Annotated in this window: 17 protein-coding genes; 5 read left to right on the top strand and 12 right to left on the bottom strand. The window is 70.5% G+C overall.

Annotated elements, in window-relative coordinates; translation table 11 throughout:
* The first annotated feature begins 101 nt into the window (after positions 1–101).
* Together ACR5MH_RS11040 and ACR5MH_RS11045 are read left to right on the top strand one after the other, a co-directional pair.
* Positions 102–875 carry a DUF3800 domain-containing protein gene (locus tag ACR5MH_RS11040; protein ID WP_433861754.1) on the top strand — a complete coding sequence of 258 codons (774 nt, stop codon included), beginning with the start codon at positions 102–104 and terminating at the stop codon, positions 873–875.
* A 195-nt stretch (positions 876–1,070) separates the two neighbouring features.
* Positions 1,071–2,006, top strand: a complete 936-nt coding sequence (locus ACR5MH_RS11045; protein ID WP_433861755.1) for a LysR family transcriptional regulator — start codon at positions 1,071–1,073, stop codon at positions 2,004–2,006.
* Positions 2,007–2,031: 25 nt separating this feature from the next.
* On the opposite strand, the gene ACR5MH_RS11050 is transcribed toward ACR5MH_RS11045, so the two are convergent.
* From ACR5MH_RS11050 to ACR5MH_RS11100, 11 genes are all read right to left on the bottom strand, one after another.
* Positions 2,032–2,490, bottom strand: coding sequence for a hypothetical protein (locus ACR5MH_RS11050; RefSeq protein ID WP_433861756.1), 459 nt, complete (start codon positions 2,488–2,490; stop codon positions 2,032–2,034).
* Complete coding sequence (locus ACR5MH_RS11055) at positions 2,463–3,119, bottom strand: hypothetical protein (RefSeq protein ID WP_431347252.1); 657 nt, start codon at positions 3,117–3,119, stop codon at positions 2,463–2,465. Before ACR5MH_RS11055 ends, ACR5MH_RS11050 begins: the two co-directional genes overlap by 28 nt.
* 122 nt (positions 3,120–3,241) lie before the next feature.
* Positions 3,242–4,156 carry an alpha/beta hydrolase gene (locus ACR5MH_RS11060; protein ID WP_433861757.1) on the bottom strand — a complete coding sequence of 305 codons (915 nt, stop codon included), beginning with the start codon at positions 4,154–4,156 and terminating at the stop codon, positions 3,242–3,244.
* Between the two features lie 9 nt (positions 4,157–4,165).
* On the bottom strand, positions 4,166–5,644 hold the full coding sequence (locus ACR5MH_RS11065; protein ID WP_431347253.1) for a C-glycoside deglycosidase beta subunit domain-containing protein: 1,479 nt from the start codon (positions 5,642–5,644) through the stop codon (positions 4,166–4,168).
* Between the two features lie 2 nt (positions 5,645–5,646).
* The gene (locus ACR5MH_RS11070) at positions 5,647–6,669 is read right to left on the bottom strand and encodes a sugar phosphate isomerase/epimerase family protein (RefSeq protein WP_431347254.1); all 1,023 of its coding nucleotides are present in this window, start codon (positions 6,667–6,669) and stop codon (positions 5,647–5,649) included.
* Positions 6,666–7,082, bottom strand: coding sequence for a C-glycoside deglycosidase beta subunit domain-containing protein (locus ACR5MH_RS11075; RefSeq protein ID WP_433861758.1), 417 nt, complete (start codon positions 7,080–7,082; stop codon positions 6,666–6,668). The genes ACR5MH_RS11070 and ACR5MH_RS11075 overlap by 4 nt, the downstream gene beginning before the upstream one ends.
* A 31-nt stretch (positions 7,083–7,113) precedes the next feature.
* Complete coding sequence (locus ACR5MH_RS11080) at positions 7,114–8,724, bottom strand: GMC oxidoreductase (protein ID WP_431347257.1); 1,611 nt, start codon at positions 8,722–8,724, stop codon at positions 7,114–7,116.
* A gap of 13 nt (positions 8,725–8,737) precedes the next feature.
* Complete coding sequence (locus ACR5MH_RS11085) at positions 8,738–10,231, bottom strand: MDR family MFS transporter (RefSeq protein WP_431347258.1); 1,494 nt, start codon at positions 10,229–10,231, stop codon at positions 8,738–8,740.
* Positions 10,232–10,480: 249 nt separating this feature from the next.
* Positions 10,481–12,820, bottom strand: coding sequence for a hypothetical protein (locus tag ACR5MH_RS11090; RefSeq protein WP_431347259.1), 2,340 nt, complete (start codon positions 12,818–12,820; stop codon positions 10,481–10,483).
* Between the two features lie 9 nt (positions 12,821–12,829).
* On the bottom strand, positions 12,830–13,471 hold the full coding sequence (locus tag ACR5MH_RS11095) for a peptidoglycan-binding protein (protein ID WP_431347260.1): 642 nt from the start codon (positions 13,469–13,471) through the stop codon (positions 12,830–12,832).
* Between the two features lie 219 nt (positions 13,472–13,690).
* Positions 13,691–14,479 (bottom strand): SDR family NAD(P)-dependent oxidoreductase, encoded by a 789-nt coding sequence (locus ACR5MH_RS11100; RefSeq protein WP_433861759.1) that lies wholly within the window; start codon positions 14,477–14,479, stop codon positions 13,691–13,693.
* A 40-nt stretch (positions 14,480–14,519) separates the two neighbouring features.
* Here ACR5MH_RS11100 and ACR5MH_RS11105 point away from each other — a divergent pair, with 40 nt between their 5' ends.
* Complete coding sequence (locus tag ACR5MH_RS11105; RefSeq protein WP_433861760.1) at positions 14,520–15,251, top strand: SDR family oxidoreductase; 732 nt, start codon at positions 14,520–14,522, stop codon at positions 15,249–15,251.
* A complete protein-coding gene (locus ACR5MH_RS11110; protein WP_431347262.1) occupies positions 15,139–15,933 on the top strand; it encodes a FadR/GntR family transcriptional regulator in 795 nt (264 codons plus the stop codon). The genes ACR5MH_RS11105 and ACR5MH_RS11110 overlap by 113 nt, the downstream gene beginning before the upstream one ends.
* A gap of 81 nt (positions 15,934–16,014) precedes the next feature.
* On the opposite strand, the gene ACR5MH_RS11115 is transcribed toward ACR5MH_RS11110, so the two are convergent.
* The gene (locus ACR5MH_RS11115) at positions 16,015–17,316 is read right to left on the bottom strand and encodes a S53 family peptidase (protein ID WP_431347263.1); all 1,302 of its coding nucleotides are present in this window, start codon (positions 17,314–17,316) and stop codon (positions 16,015–16,017) included.
* Positions 17,317–17,644: 328 nt separating this feature from the next.
* Between ACR5MH_RS11115 and ACR5MH_RS11120 the strand changes: the two genes are divergently transcribed.
* Entirely contained in the window at positions 17,645–19,093 is a 1,449-nt protein-coding gene (locus ACR5MH_RS11120; RefSeq protein WP_431347264.1) for a ricin-type beta-trefoil lectin domain protein, read from the top strand.
* Positions 19,094–19,151 lie beyond the last annotated feature (58 nt).

The raw sequence follows: 19,151 nt of genomic DNA on the forward strand, positions 1-19,151 counted from the left end.
GAGTGAAAAAGTCTCCTGCGCGCCGATTCGAGAAGCCCACGCCACGTGCGTGGGTTTCTGCGTTAGCCCGTCGCGTCAGTGATATTTGCCATAATCAAAAGATGCTTCTGGCCTACATCGACGAGATCGGTGAACCCGGAGCGTTCATCGCACGGAACCATCCGCGCTTCAACACCAGCGCTGCCTTCGGCTATGCAGGCTTCATCGTTCCCTCTGATAGTGCTCGGTACTTCGGCGCGATCTTTGATACTGAGAAGCGCCGACTATTCAAAGCCGAGATCGAGGCAGCCGAGCATCCCGGGCGCTGGGAACGCAAGGGATCGAGCATCTTCCGGCCCGACACGAATACACGGTTCCCGCATCAGCTCAGAGTCTTCAACTATTTGGTTCGCCGGATCCGCGAACTAGGCGGTTGCCTGTTCTACTACGCGGACGAGAAACCTCTGGGCACGCCAGCCCAGACGCGCTTGGACGTGGTGGAGCGGGAGACTGTCGCGATGCGAGAATCCCTGAACCGCATCGCCCGGCACGCCGATCATCGAAACATGAACGTGATGGTCATGATCGATCAGATCAACGAGAGACAACGCTCTGAGCGCCTCCCGAAGATGTATGCCCACATCCTCGGCCGGGCATCGGACCATCCAGAAATGACGCGGATCATCGAACCACCGATGCATGTCGACAGCGTCTTGAGCGCAAACATCCAGTTCGCCGATTGGATCGCGGCCTGCGTGGCGCGCGCAATCGATTACCACGTTATTGCGGAGTCGCAGTACGGCTGGGTGGCGGCATCTGACGCGGTGGGCGCTGTGAGGGGGCGTTCACGCACGAATCCAAGCTGCACCTTTGGAATCGGGCGGTCGCGGATCTGAATCACTCGGACGTGTTCCGCAAAGATCGGCCTCTCCATCCGATCGCAACCGGCCAGATTGTTGGTGCTCGTATCGACCCAAACGTGTTTCGGCGGATCAAGGCAGCGGCGGAGCGTAACCATCTGACCGGTCACCGGGCTGGTACTGATTTATAGTGAAATCGCCCGGCTCCGCGTGAGAAAGGATCACATCGTCGTGACCGATTACCCGTTGATGTCGCGGCTCGACCTCAACCTGCTGATCGCGCTGGACGCGCTCCTCACCGAGCGGAGCGTGACCCGCGCGGCCGAGCGGCTCCGGCTCAGCCAGCCCGCGCTCAGCGCCTCGCTCGCGCGGCTGCGCATCCACTTCAACGACCCCATCCTCGCCCGCCGGGGCAACACCTACGAGCTGACCCCGCTGGCCCTGCGGCTGGCCGACCACACCACGATCGCGCTGGAGGCCGCCCGCCGGGTCTTCGAGAGCCAGGCCACCTGGGACCCTGCGGAGTCGGTGCGCGAGTTCTCGATCTTCGGCTCGGACTACGGCTTCACCACCATCGGTCGCGTCGTCTCCGAACTCGCCGCCGCGCAGGCGCCCGGCGTGCACTTCCGGTTCATGCTGCACAACCCGACGGTGGTCGAGGACGCGACGAACCGGCTCCGCTCGGTGGACGGGATGATCCTCCCGCACGGGTTCCTCACCGAGCTGCCCTTCGTCGACCTGTGGCAGGACGACTGGGTCGCGATCGTGGCCGAGGACAACGACGAGGTCGGCGACGCGCTGTCCCGCGAGGAGATGTCGAAGCTCCCCTGGGTGATGAACTACCAGTCCCGATCGGCGTTCACCTCGGCGGAGCGGCAGGTGCAGCAGCTCGGGGTCGAGCCGAACGTGGAGGTCGTGGTCGAGAGCTTCATGGCGATCCCGCACTTCATCGCGGGCACCCGCCGGGTCGGCATCATCCACTCGGCGCTCTTCCCGCTCGCGAAGCGTGCAGCGGCCGTGCGCGCCGTCGGCCTGCCGTTCGAGCCGACCCCGATCGTCAACGCGTTGTGGTGGCACCCCGTGCACAGCCACGACCCGGAGCACACGTGGATGCGGGCGCTGTTCGAGGAGGCCGGCCGCATCGTGGGCGCGGGCGACCACACCTGACGCCGAGGGGCACCGAGCGCCTGCCCTATCTGCGAGTGAACCCTATTCGCATCCGCGGATCATCCGGGTCACCGGCGGACAGGACCAAGTCGGTCGTGAACAGACCGTTCTCCGCGTAGATGAGTTGGCCACAGGTCCTACCGACTGACACTCTCGGATGGTAACCGGAGAAGAATTCCCAAGGGTACTCACCGACCGACGGACAATCGGGCACCCTCGGGTCGTAAGGAAGCGGGTCGCCGGAGATGGTCATCAGCCCCTCCGGTCTGAAATCGAGTTGCGTCACCTGCGGGCCATCGCTCACCCACGTCCCGTACAGGTCCCGCTCTTCGAACTGCACCGGCCGCTGCAACCAGAACCACGCACCCACCAGATAACAGACGAACGCCACGAGCAGCCCCGGGATCACCCACGGTGCCCACAGCATCCACCGCGCCGGCCCGCGGCGCGAGGTCTTCACCGCGTCTTGAGCGTCTGCGTCCACGTGATCTCCTGGGTTATCGGCTGGAACTGACCCTCCGTCTCCTGAAGGTGCTTCATCTTGTCGAAGGGCGGCACATGGTAGGGGCCGAACGGCGCTTTGTCAGTCCACGGGATGCGGGTCGCGGACTCGGGTGTTGTCACGTTCGTCGCCGTGATGGTGACGACGGCGGTACCGTCGGCGTTCAGCTTGGTCAGGTCGTAGGTGTAGTCGAACGAGCCGATGAACGCTTCGGGAAGGTTCCCCTCGATCCCCGCGCTCGCGATCGTGTTGAGATCGCGTGGCAGGTCTTCGCCGCGTGCGTCGTATCGACCTTTCCGCTCCGGGTTGGATTCGCCCAGGGAGGCGGCCACCGGGCCCGCCGCGTTCGCGAAGTTGGCGGCGGCTCTCTGATCCCTCTGGACCTGCGCTTCCGTCGCAGACGTCACCAGTTGGTGCAGGGCGGCGGCATCGCCCGCCGTCTCCGTGCACCTGGCCCTCCACCAGGCCTCGAGGGACTGGCGCCCCACATCGACGATGTGGTCCCCCGTCCCATCAACGGGCGGCAACGAACCCGTGGGAAGCACCTCGTGCAGGCCGGATAGCTTGGAGGCGGCCTGAATGACCGCCTCGGGCGCGATACTTATTTCCACTGCAACTCGAACCTTTCAGCTTCGCGGAGACCGCTCATGTCTCCAACACCAGACTAAAAAGTATCAGCCGTGGAAAGGGACTCCCATAGTCGGGCGGCCCCGGCTGGGGCGGAGGGCTCAGCTCACCAGCGCTCAACGATCCACCCCGCGATGGCGTCGAGGGTGCGGGCCGCGCCGGGATGCGACGGCTCGTTGATGTGGGCGTGGTCGGCGTCGGGCTCGACGTGCAGAGTCACGTCCCGGCCCGCGTTCGCGAGCCGGGCGGCGAACGCCTCGCCGGAGGGCCGGAGTCCGTCCTGCTCGCAGACGACGACGAGCGTCGGCGGGAAGCCGCCGACCGAGCCGAGGCCGGGGAAGGCGTGCGGGTCGTGCAGCCGGGCCTCCGAACCCGCGAAGTTGAGCAAGAGTTGCGCGGTCGGCGACGACGGATCGGGAACGGCGCCGGGATGGCCGCCGTCCGGGTCGAGCGCCGGGTAGACCAGCACCTGTCCGGCGGGCAGCGCCTCCCCCGCATCGCGCAGCCGCGCGACCGCGCCGGCGGTGAGGTTGCCTCCCGCGGAGGCGCCGCCGAGCAGCAGGCTCCCGGGATCGACACCGAGAAGCTCCGCGCTGTTCGCCCGGGCGTACCGCCAGGCGGCGAGCACGTCGTCGGACGGCGCCGGGAAATGCACGTCGCCGAGGCACTTCACGTAGTCGACCGCGAGCACCGGGATGCCTCGGGCCGCGAGCTCCAGCGCCACCCAGTTGGACTCCGGCATGTCGAGGTACCCGCCGATGAAGGCGCCGCCGTGCACCCACACGAGCGCTGCGCCGGCGTGCGGCACGGTGTCGTCGCGGTAGAGGCGCGCGGGCTGGGGGCCGCTCGGAGCCGCCACGACGAGGTCGCGCGTCCCCACGTGGGCGAGGCGCGGGAACCGCCGCTTCAGCGACGCGGTGTCGACGTCCGACCGCGGATCGGCGGGCTCGCCGTGCTCGCGCAGCCAAGCGAGCGCCTCCGTCAGCGGCAGGGCGCGAAGGTCCGGCTCGGTGTCCGTCATGTGCGCGCCCTACCCGGCGGGTTGCAGCGAGCGCATGCTCGCCCGGATCAGGTCGTGCTGTTTGCGGACGAGCAGGAGCGGGTCGACCTCGCCGAGCTCGGCGAACGCGTGGCCCTCCCACTCGCTCGACCAGTAGCCGCGGTAGCCGCCGTCCACGAACACCTTCACCAGCTCCGGGTAGTCGATCGCCGGCTCCTGGCCGTGCTCGTCGATGTCGTAGAACTTGGCGTGCACGTGCAGGATCTGCGGCATGATGTCCGACCACTCGTGCGGGTCGACGTGGCCGTGCATGTTGAAGGCCAGGTGGGCGAACGAGCCCAGCCGTCCCGGGTCGAAGCCACGGGAGTTCAGGTAGCCGATGAACTCCTGCTGGCGGTCGCGCATCGAGGCGTCCGTCGCCCAGATCTCCTGGAGCCGGAGCACCTCCCCGTCACCGAGGCCTGCGCGCCGAACGGCACGCAGCAGCGTCGGCGACATGCTGTGCATCGTGGACGAGAAGTCGGCGACGAAGCCGAGCAGCGGCGAGTCGAGCTCGGCGTAGACGTCACGCACTTTCACGATCTCCGGGGAGTTCGGTCCCATCGGCGCGTGGATCTCGTACGCGAGCTTCAGCTCGAGCTCTTCTGCGACGGGCAGCAGGCGGCGCAGCAGGTCCGGCTTCGCCGACTGGATGCGGACCAGCGGGAAGCCGAGCTTCTTCGCGCCGCGGAACAGCAGCTCGCTGAATTCGAACTCCTCGTCGGGCGTCATGTCCCTGTCGCGCCGGCGGCCCATGTCGAGGTTCGCCCCGAACGAGCTGGCGTCGAAGCCGTGCCGGTCGAAGGCGTCCCGCCAGGTGGCGACGAACGCGTCGGACACCACCGGGTAGGTCGGCAGCGCCTGGGACGCGACGATCTCGATGCCGGGGCCGATCCCGAGCTCCGCCACCCGGTCGAGCAGGCCGTCGAAGTCGAACCAGCCTGCCCGGAACTCGGCGCTCGCGGAGTACAGGGTGAGGCCGAGCTGGAACGGGTCGGCGTCGGTCGCCTCCGGCGCGGGCGGCACGTCGGTGACGAGCGCGGGCGGCGCGGCGTCGTGGTCGGTGGCCGTGAGCGTCAGGCGCTGGTGGACGACGTTGGGCACGTAGATCCCCGGGCCGCCGTCCTGCCCCGGCGCGATCTGCATGTACGGGAGGCGCAGCTCCCCGTGCAGCTCGACGTCGTACGTCTCGCCGAGGGCGGCGGCCGGTTCGCGCCGCACGATCAGCAGCGGGTGCGATTGCAGGTACCAGAGCACGTCGCACTGCTGCGGGAGGTCGGCGATCCCGTACCGCACGCCGTCCAGTTCGAAGGTCAGATCCTCCTCCGGCACCGCCACGCCGTCGAGCGTGAGGCGCAGCGTGGTGACCGACGAGAGCCACAGGCTGCGGTACCACGGGATGGTGAGCGCGAGCGCGAGGCCGTCGGGGTGGACGCGCAGGCTCGCGTCGTCGATGAGTCCGTTGGGCATGGTCAGTTCCTGTCTGCGAGCGCCGGGTCGGCGGCGGCGCGGTCGGCGGCGGCCGCGCGGTCGGCGGCAGCCGCGCGGTCGGCGGCGATGGTGCGGAGGAGGGCGTGCTGGCGGCGGAGCTGGTCGGGCGCGCGGTAGGGCTCGTGGTGGCCCTCGTATTCGCTCGACAGCCAGCCGCGGTAGCCGGACTCCACGACGACGTCGAGGATGTTCCGCCAGGGGATGTAGTGGTCGACCAGGTCGTCGTCCACCTCGTAGAACTTGGCCTGGAAGTAGACCGTGTGCTCCATCACGTCGGCCAGGTCGGAGACCGGCACGAACGGCACGACCGGCGGCCGGGCCGAGCCGTCGCCCATCCGGAACGAGGCGCTGCCGCCCCGGCGCGGGTACGGGGACAGCTCGAAGACGCCGGTGTCGATCAGGAGGCCGAAGTGCTCCGAACCCGTCCGCTGCTTGAAGTCGATGTACTCCTCCACCACCGGCGATTTGATGATGGTCGGCCAGTGGATCTCCGGGCAGATCACGATATCGAGGTCGGCGGCGAGCTGGAGGTTGCGCTCCACGACCTCCTGCCAGATCGCGTCGACCCGCAGGTCCTCGGAGATGACGCCGATCTTCGGGCGCACGAACGAGAAGCCCAGTGTGGACGCGAGGCGGAGATCGAGTTCGAGCTGCGCCGCGCCCTCCTGCACCGTCATCCCGCGGCCGGGGAACCGCCGGGTGTCGAGCCAGGAGCCGTAGAGCGTGGGCGTGAGCCCGAGTCGCTCGTTGCGCGCGAACCAGGCGTCGATCCAGGCGGTGGAGGGGTTCGGGTAGTCCTCGACATGGCCCTCGCCGAGGATCTCGAGGCCTGCCGCGCCGAGATCGGCGACATCCTCGATGCACTCCTCGACGGTCATGGTCACGCCGATGTCGTCGGTGTACGAGTAGAGCGAGACGCCGAGGCCGAAGGGGAGGTCGTCGGTGGTCCCTGGAAGATCGGTGGTCCCTGGAAGATCGGTGGTCCCTGTCAGATCGGTGGTCACAGCACGATCACCGCCTTCCGCGATGCGGTCCAGATCGAGGGCTGCAGCTCCTCCGGGATGTACGACATCCGCAGCCGGAGCTCCAGGGTGACGTCGTGGATGCCGCGGGCGAGGCCGCCGGCGCGCGGGACGGTCAGCACCGCTGCGTGGCCGAGCGGCCAGCGGGCGTCGGGCGACTCCTGGAGCTCGGCGAACGAGAACTCCCCCACGGTGGCGTGGCCGGTCGGCAGCGTCCAGCGGATGTCGTCGCCGCCGAACCGCTCGCCGTCGACGGTCACGGCCGGCTTCTCGATGAGGTTCGCCCAGAGCCCGCGGTAGTAGGGGCTGCGGACACGCAACTGGAATCCGGTGCGCGCGCCCGCCGGCCCGACATTGCGGAAGCCTGAGGTCTGTATCAACTGTTCTTCGAGCATTCGATCCTCGTTTCTGTGGTGCTGGGTCGTGTCAGTGCCGCGCCTCGGCCGACGCCGTCGCGCTGAGCCGCGCCGCGGCCTCCCGGGCGCCGCGGACGGCGATGGCGACGCTCATCAGCGTGGGGTTCATGGTCGTGGCGGTCGGGATCAGCGCGTTGCCGCCGACCAGGAGGTTCTCGAAGCCCCACACCCGGGAGTACGGGTCGGCCACCGAGCTGCCGTCGTCCTCCGCGCCCATCCGCATCGTGCCCTGATAGTGGAGGCTGGAGCCGTTGGGCAGCAGCCGCGGGTCGGCGACGAAAGCGCCGAGCGCGTTCCCGGCGCGGCGCAGGCGCTCGGTGGCCTCCGCGATCTCGCCCTGCTCGCTGTCGGTGAGCGCGTATTCGATGGTCAGGTTGGGGAAGCCGCGGTAGTCGGGCTCGGCATCGTCGAACGTCACCGCGTCCTCGAAGCGCGGCTGCTTGCGCATCCCGTAGCCCATGTTGACGTAGCCCCAGCGGTTGCCCGCGGCCGGGTGCGCCGGGTCGAGCGGGAACGGCGGGTTCTCGGCGTACATCACCTGCAGCGAGAACGGGTGGCCGGGCTCGGAGAACGGGATGCGGTTCACTGCGGCGACCGGGTCGGCCGGGTTGAGCGCGCGGCGGGCGAGCTCGCGGTCGAGGTCCGCCTCGGTCGCGTACCGCGCCATGCCGGCGGGGTCGAGGGCGACGGTCGAGATCACGACCGGGTGCTCGGTCAGGTAGTGCCCGAGCGCGCGGGGCCGGATGCCGGAGGCCCAGAGCAGCTGCGGCGAGCGGAAGGCGTCGGCCGCGACGACGACGAGGTCGGCCGTCACCGTATAGACGTCGTGGCTGCGCAGGTCCTCCACCGTGACGCCGGTGACGCGGCCGTCCGCGTGGTCGACGCGGCGCACGAGCGAGAGGTCGCGCAGCTCGAACCGGTCGGCGAGGCCGCTCTCCCGATCGAGAAGCGGGCCGAGCACGACGTCGGCTCCGGCCCACCGCATTGTGCCGTCCGGCTGGGGGTCGCCCGACACGGGGAGCGTGCCCGGGCCGTAGCCGTCGGGCAGCTCGGAGCCGAACTCCTCCGCCAGCAGCGACCGGATCGCGGAGCCGATCTCCGAGTCGGCGAACGCCGCGGTCTGCACGTGCAGCAGCCGGGCGGCCTCCGCGATCAGCTCGTCCCATTCGGCGTCGGAGATGAACGGGATGCGCTCGCTGAACGACGGGCTCGGCGTCGCGCAGGTCCAGTGCGCGCCCATGCCGCCGACGTTGGTGGAGGCGGCCGCAGCCGGGAAGCTCGGCGTGTGCGCGGAGCCTTCGCCGCCGAAGTCGAGCAGGTGCGTCCCGCCGCGGGCGGTGAACATGCCCTCGACGACGACCGAGGACGGGATGCCGAGCGACTCGCGGAAGGCTCCCGCCTGGGGCCCCTGCGACAGCTCGCGGGCCCGCTCCTTCTCGACCGGGTCGGGGATGTTGCGGACGTTCTCGCCGGCGATCGCAGTGAGCTGCGGTCCCGCCTCGAACATGACCACGCGGGCGTCGGGCACGGCTTCGAGCAGCAGCCGCGCGTACGCGGAGCCGATAGGCCCGCTGCCGACGACGGCGATGGTGGGGACGGTGTTCGTCGGGGAGGGGTTCATGGTGCTCTCCTGCTCAGGCGGGGATGGACTCGGTGGCGGCGTCGCGCAGCGCGCCGGGATCGTCGGACAGTCGGCGGTTCGGCAGCAGGACCGACGCGACGACCCCGACGAGGTAGGTCACGGCGAGCGCCACGAAGATCGGCACGAAGACGCCCTGGTAGACCCGGGCGATCTCCTGCTGGAGCGCGGGGCTCTGCGCGTGCGCGATCGCCGGCGTCAGGGTCGCGGCGTCGAGCCCGGGCGGCAGCATCGCGGCGACACCCGCGCCGATGAGGCCGCCGATCAGCGCCGTGGCGACCGTCGCGCCGACCTGCCGGACGAGGTTGACGCTCGCCGTGATCGAACCAGTCTCCGAACGCGGCACCGCGCTCTGCACGACCGCGACGATGAGGCTCATGAAGGCGCCCGTCCCGAGGCCGACGACCGCCATTGCGAGGGTCGGGGCCCAGAGCGGTGCGCCCGCGGGAAGCAGCGCCATCGCGCCGAGGCCGGCCGCGCCGAGCACCGTGCCGGCCAGCGGGTACACCCGGTAGTGGCCGGTGCGGCTGACGAGCCAGCCGGACGCGAGGTTGCTGACCAGCATCCCGAAAACCGTCGCGATCGGCACCAGCCCCGACACGGTCGCGCTCGTCCGGTACGCCATCTGGAAGTAGGTGGGCAGGTAAGAGGTGATCGAGAACAGGCCGATCCCGACGATGGCCGAGATCGCGGTGCCGGTGGCGACCGTGCGGTCGGCGAAGTGGGACAGGTTCACGAGCGGTTCGGCGGCCCGGAACTCGACCACGAAGAACACGGCGAGCGCGACGGCCGCGATGGCGAAGGCGATGAACGCGGACATCGCCTGCGCCGGGTCGCCCAGCCACGTGACGGCGAGCACGAGCGCCACCAGCCCGGCCGTGAGCGCGATCGACCCGCCGAGGTCGAAGCGCCCGCGCCGGCCCGGCTCGAGGTGCGGGACCGCCACGATCGCCAGGGCGAGCGCGGCGGCGCCGACGGGGACGTTGATCCAGAAGACCCACGGCCAGCCCCAGGTGTCGGTGATGATGCCGCCCAGCACCGGGCCGATGAGGATCGCGATCGGGAAGGCCGCGCCGATGATCGCCATGTACTTGGGCCGCTGCCGCGGCGTCGTGGTCTCCGCGATGATCGTCTGCGACATGAGCTGGAGACCGGCCGAGCTCATTCCCTGGACGACGCGGGCGACGATCAGCCAGACGATGCCGTTCGCGAAGCCGCACGCCACCGACGCGATGACGAACACGGTCACCGAGCTGAGGAAGACCGCGCGCGGCCCGACCCGATCGCCCAGCTTGCCGAGGATGGGCAGCAGGACGGTGCTGGCGAGCGTGTAGCCGACGACGATCCAGCTCATGTGCTCGAGGGCCCCGAGCTGGCCCGCGACCGTCGCGATCGCGGTGCTCACGACGGTGTTGTCGAGCGCCCCGAGGAAGGACACGGCGAGGAGGGAGGTGACGAGGAGGCGGAACCTCAGTGGCGAGAGCGGCATACGCGAGACCCGAACGATCGGGTGATCGACGCGACGGTTTGTGCCCTCGCCCGCGGCTTTACGGAGAGGAACGGGCCCACGGCCCCGACGTCATGGCGATTCTAGAACATTCTTTTGTCGTTTTTCAACCTAAGAGTGCCCTTTCTCGGTATTTGGCGCGGGAGCCGCACGAGCGAGCCGCGGATTCGTGCCGAATGTCGCTTCTCGCGCCGCGAAACGCGACATTCGGCACGAATCCTCAGGCGGTCGTCACGGTGTGGCGGTCGGAATCGGCGTCGGGGTCTCCACCGGCGTCGGGGTGCCCGTGGGCTGGGGCGCCGGCGTCCCCGTCGGCCCGGGCGCGGGCACCGGCCCGGGGTTGGCGGTCGGGCCGGGGGTGCTTCCGGGCGCGTCCGAGCCGGTCGGCGCAGGCGAGGGAGCAGGCGCCGGCACGGATGTCGCGCCACCGCCCGGCACCTGAACGGCGGCCGGATCGCCGGCGATGATGGCCTTCAGCTCCTGCTCGTAGACCAGCAGTCGGGCTTGCACCGCCGACAACCCGAGCCCCTGGAGGTTGTGGGAGAAGGCCATGATCTTCGCCCACAGCGCGGCGATCCGGCTCATCGTCGCCGAGTCGGGCTGTCCGCTCACCGTCAGCACGAGCTGATTCGCGAGGGCGGCGGTCATGCAGTCGATGCACCCGTAGTTCGCCGCTGCCGACAGGTTCTGCGGGACCACGACGTGCGTCTCGCCGACGAGGATCACGACTTGGAACGCCACCGCGACCGTCGTGCAGCCGGAACAGTGCGCGAAGGCGTACGCCGAGTTCGTGTTCAAGGCAGACTGGCCGCCCGTCACCCAGACCAGCGCGAAGGCGACGTCGTACAGCGTCGACCCGTTCGTGGTGTTCACCGCGAGCGCCTGGTTGTCGCCCGGACGCGGCGGGGCCGGCTTGTCGAACGGGAAGACCCAGGAGGGCGACCGGCCGTCGCGCGGGACCAGGACCATCGCGAGCTGCGGATGGTCGGCGGTCGGTCGAGGGTCGCTGCCCGGCCAGATCGTCTGCACCGCGCCCGTCGAACCGGCGGAGAGCCGGCCGGACTGCAGGGCGGCCGGAGCGACGATGTCCGAGAGCGTGCCGCGCTCGTAGGGCTGGATCGGCCGATAGGTCTGCGGGGCCGGCCACCACGCGAAGGCGAGACCGCCGACAAGCGCCAGCACCAGCGCGCCCGCCACGCCGCGGCGGACCGGCCTCCCGCGCGTGCCCATCCAGAGCCGGACGAGGCCGGTCCTGGCGAGCCGGACGAGGATGTACAGGGTGCCCAGAATCGGCAGAGCCGTCGCAAGCATGAGGACGAGCTGCGCCACCCCGGCGGCCAGGTCGCCGCGGCCGAACTCCAGCCCGAGCGCGTGACCGCGCGCCGCCAGCGCGGCCCAGGCCGTGGCGATCACGCGGGGAAGGGTCAGCACCATCGCCACCAGCGAGAACAGCAGCAGGGGGACCACGACCAGCACCCAGACGCTCACCACGGCCCGCGCCCACGGCCGGAGGGTCCGGGACTCCGGGCGCCGCCAGCGCCACGGCAGCAGCCCGAGCAGGGTCGGGCCGATCCGCTGGAACAGATCGGGCACACCGGTCAGGTCCGCCAGCACGTGGTACCCGTCGAAGCGCACGGTCGGCAAGAGCTGGTGGACCATCTGGAGGAGCTGGGTGAGCACGACGAGCAGCAGCGCATCCCAGCGCGTCGCGAACCAGACGCCGACGATGGCGACGGCGACGATCGCGTTGAAGTAGAGACCGCCGAGATCCGTACGGATGCGGCCCACCCGACCGAGCCGGTACGAGTCGGTGACGTCGGTGAAGAACGCCGGCCAGAACAGGTAGAGCCCCATCCCCATCCGGCCCGGGGTCGCGCCCCCGTATCGTGCCGCCGCGGCGTGACCGAACTCGTGGAAGCCGGCCGACAGGACGGTCACGGCGACGATCAGCAGGAGGACGCCCGGGTCCTGGAACGCGTGGTAGGTCGCCGCGGCCAGGCCCTGCACCATCAGCAGCCACCAGCACGCCGCGACGAACAGGCAGATCACCGGCACGACGACGAGCGGATGGAACAGCCGGGCGAAGGGCGCGGTGAGTCGCCGGGTGCGATCGGGGTCGGTGATCTCCTTGCGCAGCCGCAGCCCGAGCAGCGGGGAGGACCGCTTGACCTCCGGCTCGCCGCCATCGGCCCGCGTGAGGAGGCCCAGCGGGCGCAGCGAGGAGTCGACCAGGTGCGCCACATCCTCCGGCCGGAGAGCCCGGCCGACGCGCTCGCTGACGCGCTCAGCGATCTCCCCGATGTCGCGCGTGCCGTCGACCTCGTCGAGGATCGCGAAGAGCAGCGGCGTGAGCTGGAGGACCTGGCCGTCGCCACGGCGGGCGAGCGAGGGCGGCTCGCGGTACCCCGACCCCCGCATGGCGCCGATCAGTGTCACCCCGTGGGCGCGCGCGAGCACCTCGGCGGAGCGGTCGGGGCTCCCCGGGGCCGGCGAATCTCCGTGCTCCGCCGGCCCGTCCTCCTGCTCCGCCGGCCCGTGCTGCTCGGCCGGCGGCCTCGATGCGATCGTCACAGCGGCGCGTTACGGCTGCGCCGGGGGCTGCCCGATGTTCGACTGCTGCCCCGCGGTGGCGTCTGCGGAGCCGGTGATGTTCTGGTCGATCGTCGCGTCCTGGTGCGACACCGCCGCCGCCTGGCTGTCGATCGAGCCGATGTTGGCCGCCACGCTCGCGTCGATCGGCGCGGCGACGTTCGCGTTGGCCGCGACTGCGCCGTTGATCGGGGCCGCGATGTGGGCGTCCGCTGCGGCGTTGATGTTCACGTTGAGGAGGTTCCCGTCCGTGATCGAGCCTGGGGTGGAGGTCGACGTCGGCGGGGCCGTCGTGGTGTCGGCCGCGGGAGCCATGTCGCTCACCTGGTGGGAGTTGGCGACGGCGTCCGCCGCGATTCCCTGCTGGATGCCCGCGCTCTGGTCGGCGCCGGCGACGGCCGTGGATCCGGCCGAGAGCACGTTGGCGCCCGCGGAGGCCTCGATCGGGGCCGCCACGTTGGCGTTCGCCGCGACACCGAGGTCGACCGGGGCGACGAGTCCGAGCCCCAGGTTCAGGTCGGCGTTGAGATCGAGGATGGAGGCCACCTCCTTGTCGGGAAGGGGCGTTGCGGACTCTGCCGCGAGTTCGTCCGCGGAGAGCGGCTGCGGGTCGGCGGTGCTGTCGTCGTTCATCTGAGGCTCCTTCTCCGGCGCACGTCGCGCCACGGTCCGGTGCGGCCGGCGGGGTCCCGCCGGCGCCACGATTCCTGGAGACCGTACGTCCGGTCTTCTTCGCCGAGAAGACCGTTCACCTCCCGCAGGCGTCGTGGTATTGCGTGCGCGCCCGCTGGCCCACGCGGGAGCGCGGAGTCATCCGCGTGGGTGTGCGGCGGACCTACGGTGTCGGCCCGGTCACAGAGCGGCCCGCTCGTGCGCGAGGCTCGGGATCTGGGTGGCGAATTTGCCGCCGGACACGTCGATCAGCGCGCCTGTGATGTAGCCGGCATAGTCGCTCGCGAGGAAGCAGACCACGTCGGCGACGTCCTCCGGGCGCTCCCAACGCCGCAGCGACAGGGTGTCGAGCAGGCGGTTCTGGCGAGCCTCCGGGAGCTCGGCGAAGCCGTTCATGGCGGTGGGGATCATCCCGGGCGCGTAAGCGTTGACCGTGATGTTCCACGGCCCGAGCTCCGAGGCGAGCACGCGCGTGAACTGGACCACCGCCGCCTTCGACGCGCCGTAGGCCGCCGCACCGACGCTGGGGATGATCGCCGCGAACGAGGCGGCGTTGATGATCCGTCCGCGCCCGGCGCGCTTCATCGCCGGGATGACCGCCTGGGACAGGGCGAACACCCCGAACACGTTCACGTCGAAGCACGCCCGCCAGCGTTCGGGGTCGAGCGTCTCGACCTCCCCCTCGACGTTGATGCCGGCGTTGTTCACGAGGACGTCGATGCGCCCGAACTCGCTCTCGACGGCGTCGATCGCGGCGCGCACGGACGCGGCGTCGGTGACGTCGCAGTGGATCGTGCGGACACCCGCGAGCCGGTCGACCGCGTCGTCGAAGGCGAGGTCGAGGGCGACGACCGCGGCGTTCTCGGCGACGAACCGCTCCACGAGCCCGCGCCCGATGCCGCGGCCTCCCCCGCTGACGATGACGACCTGCCCGGCGAAGTCGATGAACATGAGACCTCCAATAGTCATACTATTGACGACATCGTAGCGAGGCGGAGGGAGGTCCGCGATGGATTCGTCAGCGGACGGGCGCGTGGTGTGGATCACCGGCGCGGGCAGCGGCATCGGCCGGGCCACGGCGATCGAGGCGGCGACGGCCGGCTGGCGGGTGGCGCTCACCGGGCGCCGGGCCCCCGCACTGGATGAGACCGTGGCGGCGGTGCAGGAGGCGGGCGGCGCGGCTCTGGTGCTGCCCGGCGACGCGACCTCCGACGACGTCATCCGAGCCTCCCTCGACCGGATCACCGCCACCTGGGGCCGCCTCGACGCGCTCGTGCTCGCCGCCGGGCTGAACGCGCCCGAGCGCCGCTGGGCCGACCACGACCCGGCGACCTTCGACGAGATCGTGCGCGTCAACCTCACCGGCCCCGCGCACCTCGTCACCGCGGCGCTGCCGCTGCTGCGCGCCTCGCACGGCGTCGTCGTGTTCGTGTCGTCGTACGCCGCGTGGGCGTTCAACCCGATCGCGGGCGTCGCCTACAGCGCGTCCAAGGCCGGACTGTCGGCGCTGAGCCGCACCCTCAACGCGCAGGAGGCGGCGTCCGGCGTCCGGTCGTGCCACCTCTGTCCCGGCGACGTGAACACGGACTTCCTCGGCCACCGGCCGCAGGTGCCGTCGGACGACGCGCGTGCGGCGATGCTGCAGCCGTCGGACGTGGCGCGGAGCGTCCGGTTCGTGCTCGAGGCTCCGACGCACGTACGGTTCGACGAGCTGGTCGTGTCGCCGGTTTCGCAGACGTGAGGGGGCCTCCTCCGGCGACGGCGGCCGCGCCTACCGCCGGGTCCTCGACCGGCTCGGCCGGTCGATCATCGCGGGCGAGCTCCCGGCCGGCCGCGTGGTGAACGTCGAATGGGCGATGGAGCAGACCGGCGCGTCCCGCAGTGTCGTGCGCGAGGCGACCCGCGTGCTGGTCTCCCTCGGCCTCCTCGTCGCCCGCCAGCGCGTCGGGTTGACGGTGACCGCGAGCGAGTCCTGGGACGCCCTCGACGGCGACGTCGTACGCTGGCGCCTCGACTCGCCGGATCACGATGCGCAGATCGCGGACCTCCTCGACCTCCGCCTCGCGGTCGAGCCTGCGGCGGCCCGGGCGGCGGCGGAGCGACGCAGTGGCGAGCAGGCGACGGCGCTGGTCGCCGCGGCACTCGAACTGGAGGCCACGGCTGCCCGCCGGGATGCCGCGGCGTTCTTCGAGGCGGATACGGCATTCCACAGCCAAGTCATCGCGGCGAGCGGCAACCGGATGTTCGTGCGACTGTCGGCGGTGCTGCGGGAGGCGCTCCGCGAGCGGACGCCGCACGCGCCGGTGCGCTGGCGGGACGCGCCCGCGGACGCGCGGCTGCACGCTGAGGTCGCGGCGGCGGTTCAGGCACAGGACGGCGCGCTGGCGGAGGAGGCCATGCGGCGGATCGTGCGCGGGGATTGAGGGTGGGGCGCACACGCAACAGCCCCGGCATCCAGAGGACACCGGGGCCGCCGTCACGCGCTGTTCGCGCCCGTCACGCTCTCACTTGAGCGCCGCGATGATTCCGTTCACGTCCGGCGTTCCCCACCCGGTCGGGCGGTCCCAGCCCGTCGTCGCCGAGTAGCCGCCGCCGAACGTCGGGGTCGTGTTGCTCCCGACCGTCACGTCGAAGAGCAGGCCCTTCGAGGCCCAGCTCTGCGCCTGCTGGCCGACGTTGCCGACCGTGTGGCCCACCGCCTGGATGGTGTCCGCCGTCAGGGCCGCCCACTGCGGCGAGCCCGCCGAAGTGCCTCCGAAGAAGTAGAGGCCGTTGTTGTCACCGCCCAGGAACCCGAGGTACGTGAGCACTCCCGTGTAGACGCTGGCGTTGTACGCCACGTCCGAACCGCCCTTCGCCGTGAACAGGCTCGGCGCGCCGCCGGTCTCGCCGACCACACCGAAGGCGCAGGTCAGCGGGCAGTTCGCGTAGTCGCCCCAGACCGTCTCGCGCGGCAGGTTCAGCCCGCTGCCCGCCCACAGGTTGGTGCCGCCGACCGAGGTCACGTTCGGGTCGGAGGCCGGGAACGCGAAGTTCGCGAAGCCGGCGCCGTTGTCGGAGCCGCTGTCCCCGGAGGACGCGAAGAGCGACATCCCCTGCGACGCCGCCTTCACGAACGCCTTCTCACCCTGGCTGGTCTGCCCGTTGTTCGCGTTCGGCGACGAGATCAGGTTGTCCGCCTCGCCGAAGCTCATCGAGAGCACGTTGCCGAGCTTGTTGTCGACGGCGTATTTGATCGCGTTGTCGATCGTCGCCCCGTGGTCGTTCGCCGCCACCACGAGCGCGATGTTCGCGCCCGGCGCCACCGCGTGCGCCCACTGGACGTCGAGGGAGGTCTCCTCGGCCCAGCCGGTCTGCGTGCCCTTGCCGGTCCAGGTCGGCTTGCCTCCCGGGTAGTAGACCGTCAGGTTCGGCGCCGGGAGCCCGAACGCGCCGGAGAAGGTCGCCAGGTCCGACTGCACCGTCGGGCTGCCGAACGCGTCGACGATGACGACGGTCTGCCCGGTGCCCGCGGGGACGCCGTTGATCGTGGCCGGGATGTCGTACGCGGCACGGATGCTGTCCGGGGTCTGGCAGGCGACCCGGCCGGCGGTCTGAGCGAGGCACTGCGCCGGCGTCAGCGACGGCTTCACTGCGCTGGTGGAGATCCCGGCCTTCTCCACGATCGGATGGACGCTGTAGACGCCGCTGGTGTCGGGGGTCGCGGCGTTGGGTGTCGCCGCGGACGCCGGCGCCGTGACCGCGACCGCGAGGGCTGCGGCTCCGGCGATAGCAAGGCTGAGTGAGACGAACGACGTACGTTTCATGGTGCTCCCCTGTCCCGCCGCCGCTCCGTCGCGACGGCCCGAGAAGAAACATATGCCGCGCCCCGCGCTCAGGGATAGAACGGCTCGTCTGAGGATTCTCTCAGATTTCTCCGTCGCGATTCGTGCCGAATGCCGACTCTCGCCGGGGCGGAAGGCGACATTCGGCGGGAATGTACGGCGGCGCGCCGGTGGGACCGGTCACTTGACGGGATCGCGTGAGTGCGGCAACATCGTCGCCACCGGGGTCGACTTCCCGACCGCCCGACCGGCATCCACTCCACACCAGATCGACGAGGATCACATGCGCAGCAGAATGTTGACGTCAACATTGCAGACAACCACTCGGAAAGGCCTGGTCGCCGTCGCGCTGGCGGGCGCGCTCGCGCTGACCGGGGTCGGCGTCGCCTCCCCGGCGCTCGCCACCCAGCCCCAGCCCTCGAAGGGCCCCGGAACGTCCGAGTTCAAGGGCGTGAACTGGGCCGACCCGCGGGACAACTACGCCGGCGACGCCGTCGTCCCGACCGGGCTCAGCACCGCCGACAGCTACGACCAGGTGCTCGCCGCCTCGCAGCGCATCCTGGGCGGGTTCGAGCAGAACCTCGGCGCCAACACCGTGCGGCTGCCGATCAACCCGGCGAGCGTGGGCACGCCGTGGTGGACGTCCTACCGGGCCACGATCGACGCAGCGGCCGCGCGCGGGGACAAGGTCATCCTCAGCTACTGGGAGTCCGACACGAGCAAGGACGGCCTGATCGACGACGTCCCCGCCTGGAAGGCGATGTGGGACACCGTCGTCGGCGAGTTCCAGCACACCCCGAACGTGTACTTCGAGCCGATGAACGAGCCGCACGGCTACTCGCTCGACCAGTGGGTCGCCGTCACCTCGCAGTGGCTGACCGACCACCAGCAGGTCCCCCGCAACCGGGTCGTCATCAGCGGCACCGGCTACAACGACAACGTCGTCGGAGTCGGCGACGCGCCCCAGCTCAAGGGCACCCTGCTGTCGCTGCACTTCTACGGCTACTGGGCGAACCACACCACCGAAGCCGACTGGACCGCCGACCTCGCGGGCCGCATCGGCGAGTACGCCGGCCGCACCATCATCGACGAGGCCGGCTCGCCCATGACCATCGGGCTCAACTATGGAGCGCACAACGGCAACGTCTACACCTCCTACCTCGCCGCAGTGACCGACTTCGCCCGGCAGAACCGGATGGGCATCGTCTACTGGCCGGGCCTGCGCGCCGGCGACTCGTACTCGATCGAGTCCCTGCAGCCGGACGGCACCCTCACCGACAACAGCGCCTCGGGAGTCGCCCAGCTGAAGTGGGGCTACGGCTACGGCGACCAGGAGCCGGTCAACGACCTCCCCGCCGCGCCTCCCGGCCAGGCCCTCGTCGGCCAGGCCTCCGGCCGCTGCGTCGACGTGCCGGGCTTCAGCACGACGCCGGGGACCGCGCTCGACCTCTGGGACTGCAACGGAGGAGGCAACCAGACCTGGAACCTGACCGCCGACCAGCAGCTCACGATCTACGGCAACCTCTGCATGCAGGCCGGCACGGACGGCACCACCGCGGGCGCCGGCGACCGGGTCGTGGTCGCGGACTGCACCGGAGCCGCCGTCCAGCGCTGGAACACGAACGCCGACGGCACCGTGACCCCGGCCGCCGCGCCCACGCTCTGCCTCGCCGCCGCCGGCGCCGGGACCGGAAACGGCACCGCGGTCGACCTCTGGTACTGCAACGGAGCCCCGAACCAGGTGTGGACCCGGAAGTAGCCCTCAACGATTCGTGCCGAATGTCGGCTCTCGCCGAGCGAGAGGCGACATTCGGCAC

Source organism: Streptomyces sp. L7 (assembly GCF_050990935.1).
In the GTDB taxonomy this organism is placed as follows: Bacteria; Actinomycetota; Actinomycetes; order Actinomycetales; family Microbacteriaceae; genus Leifsonia.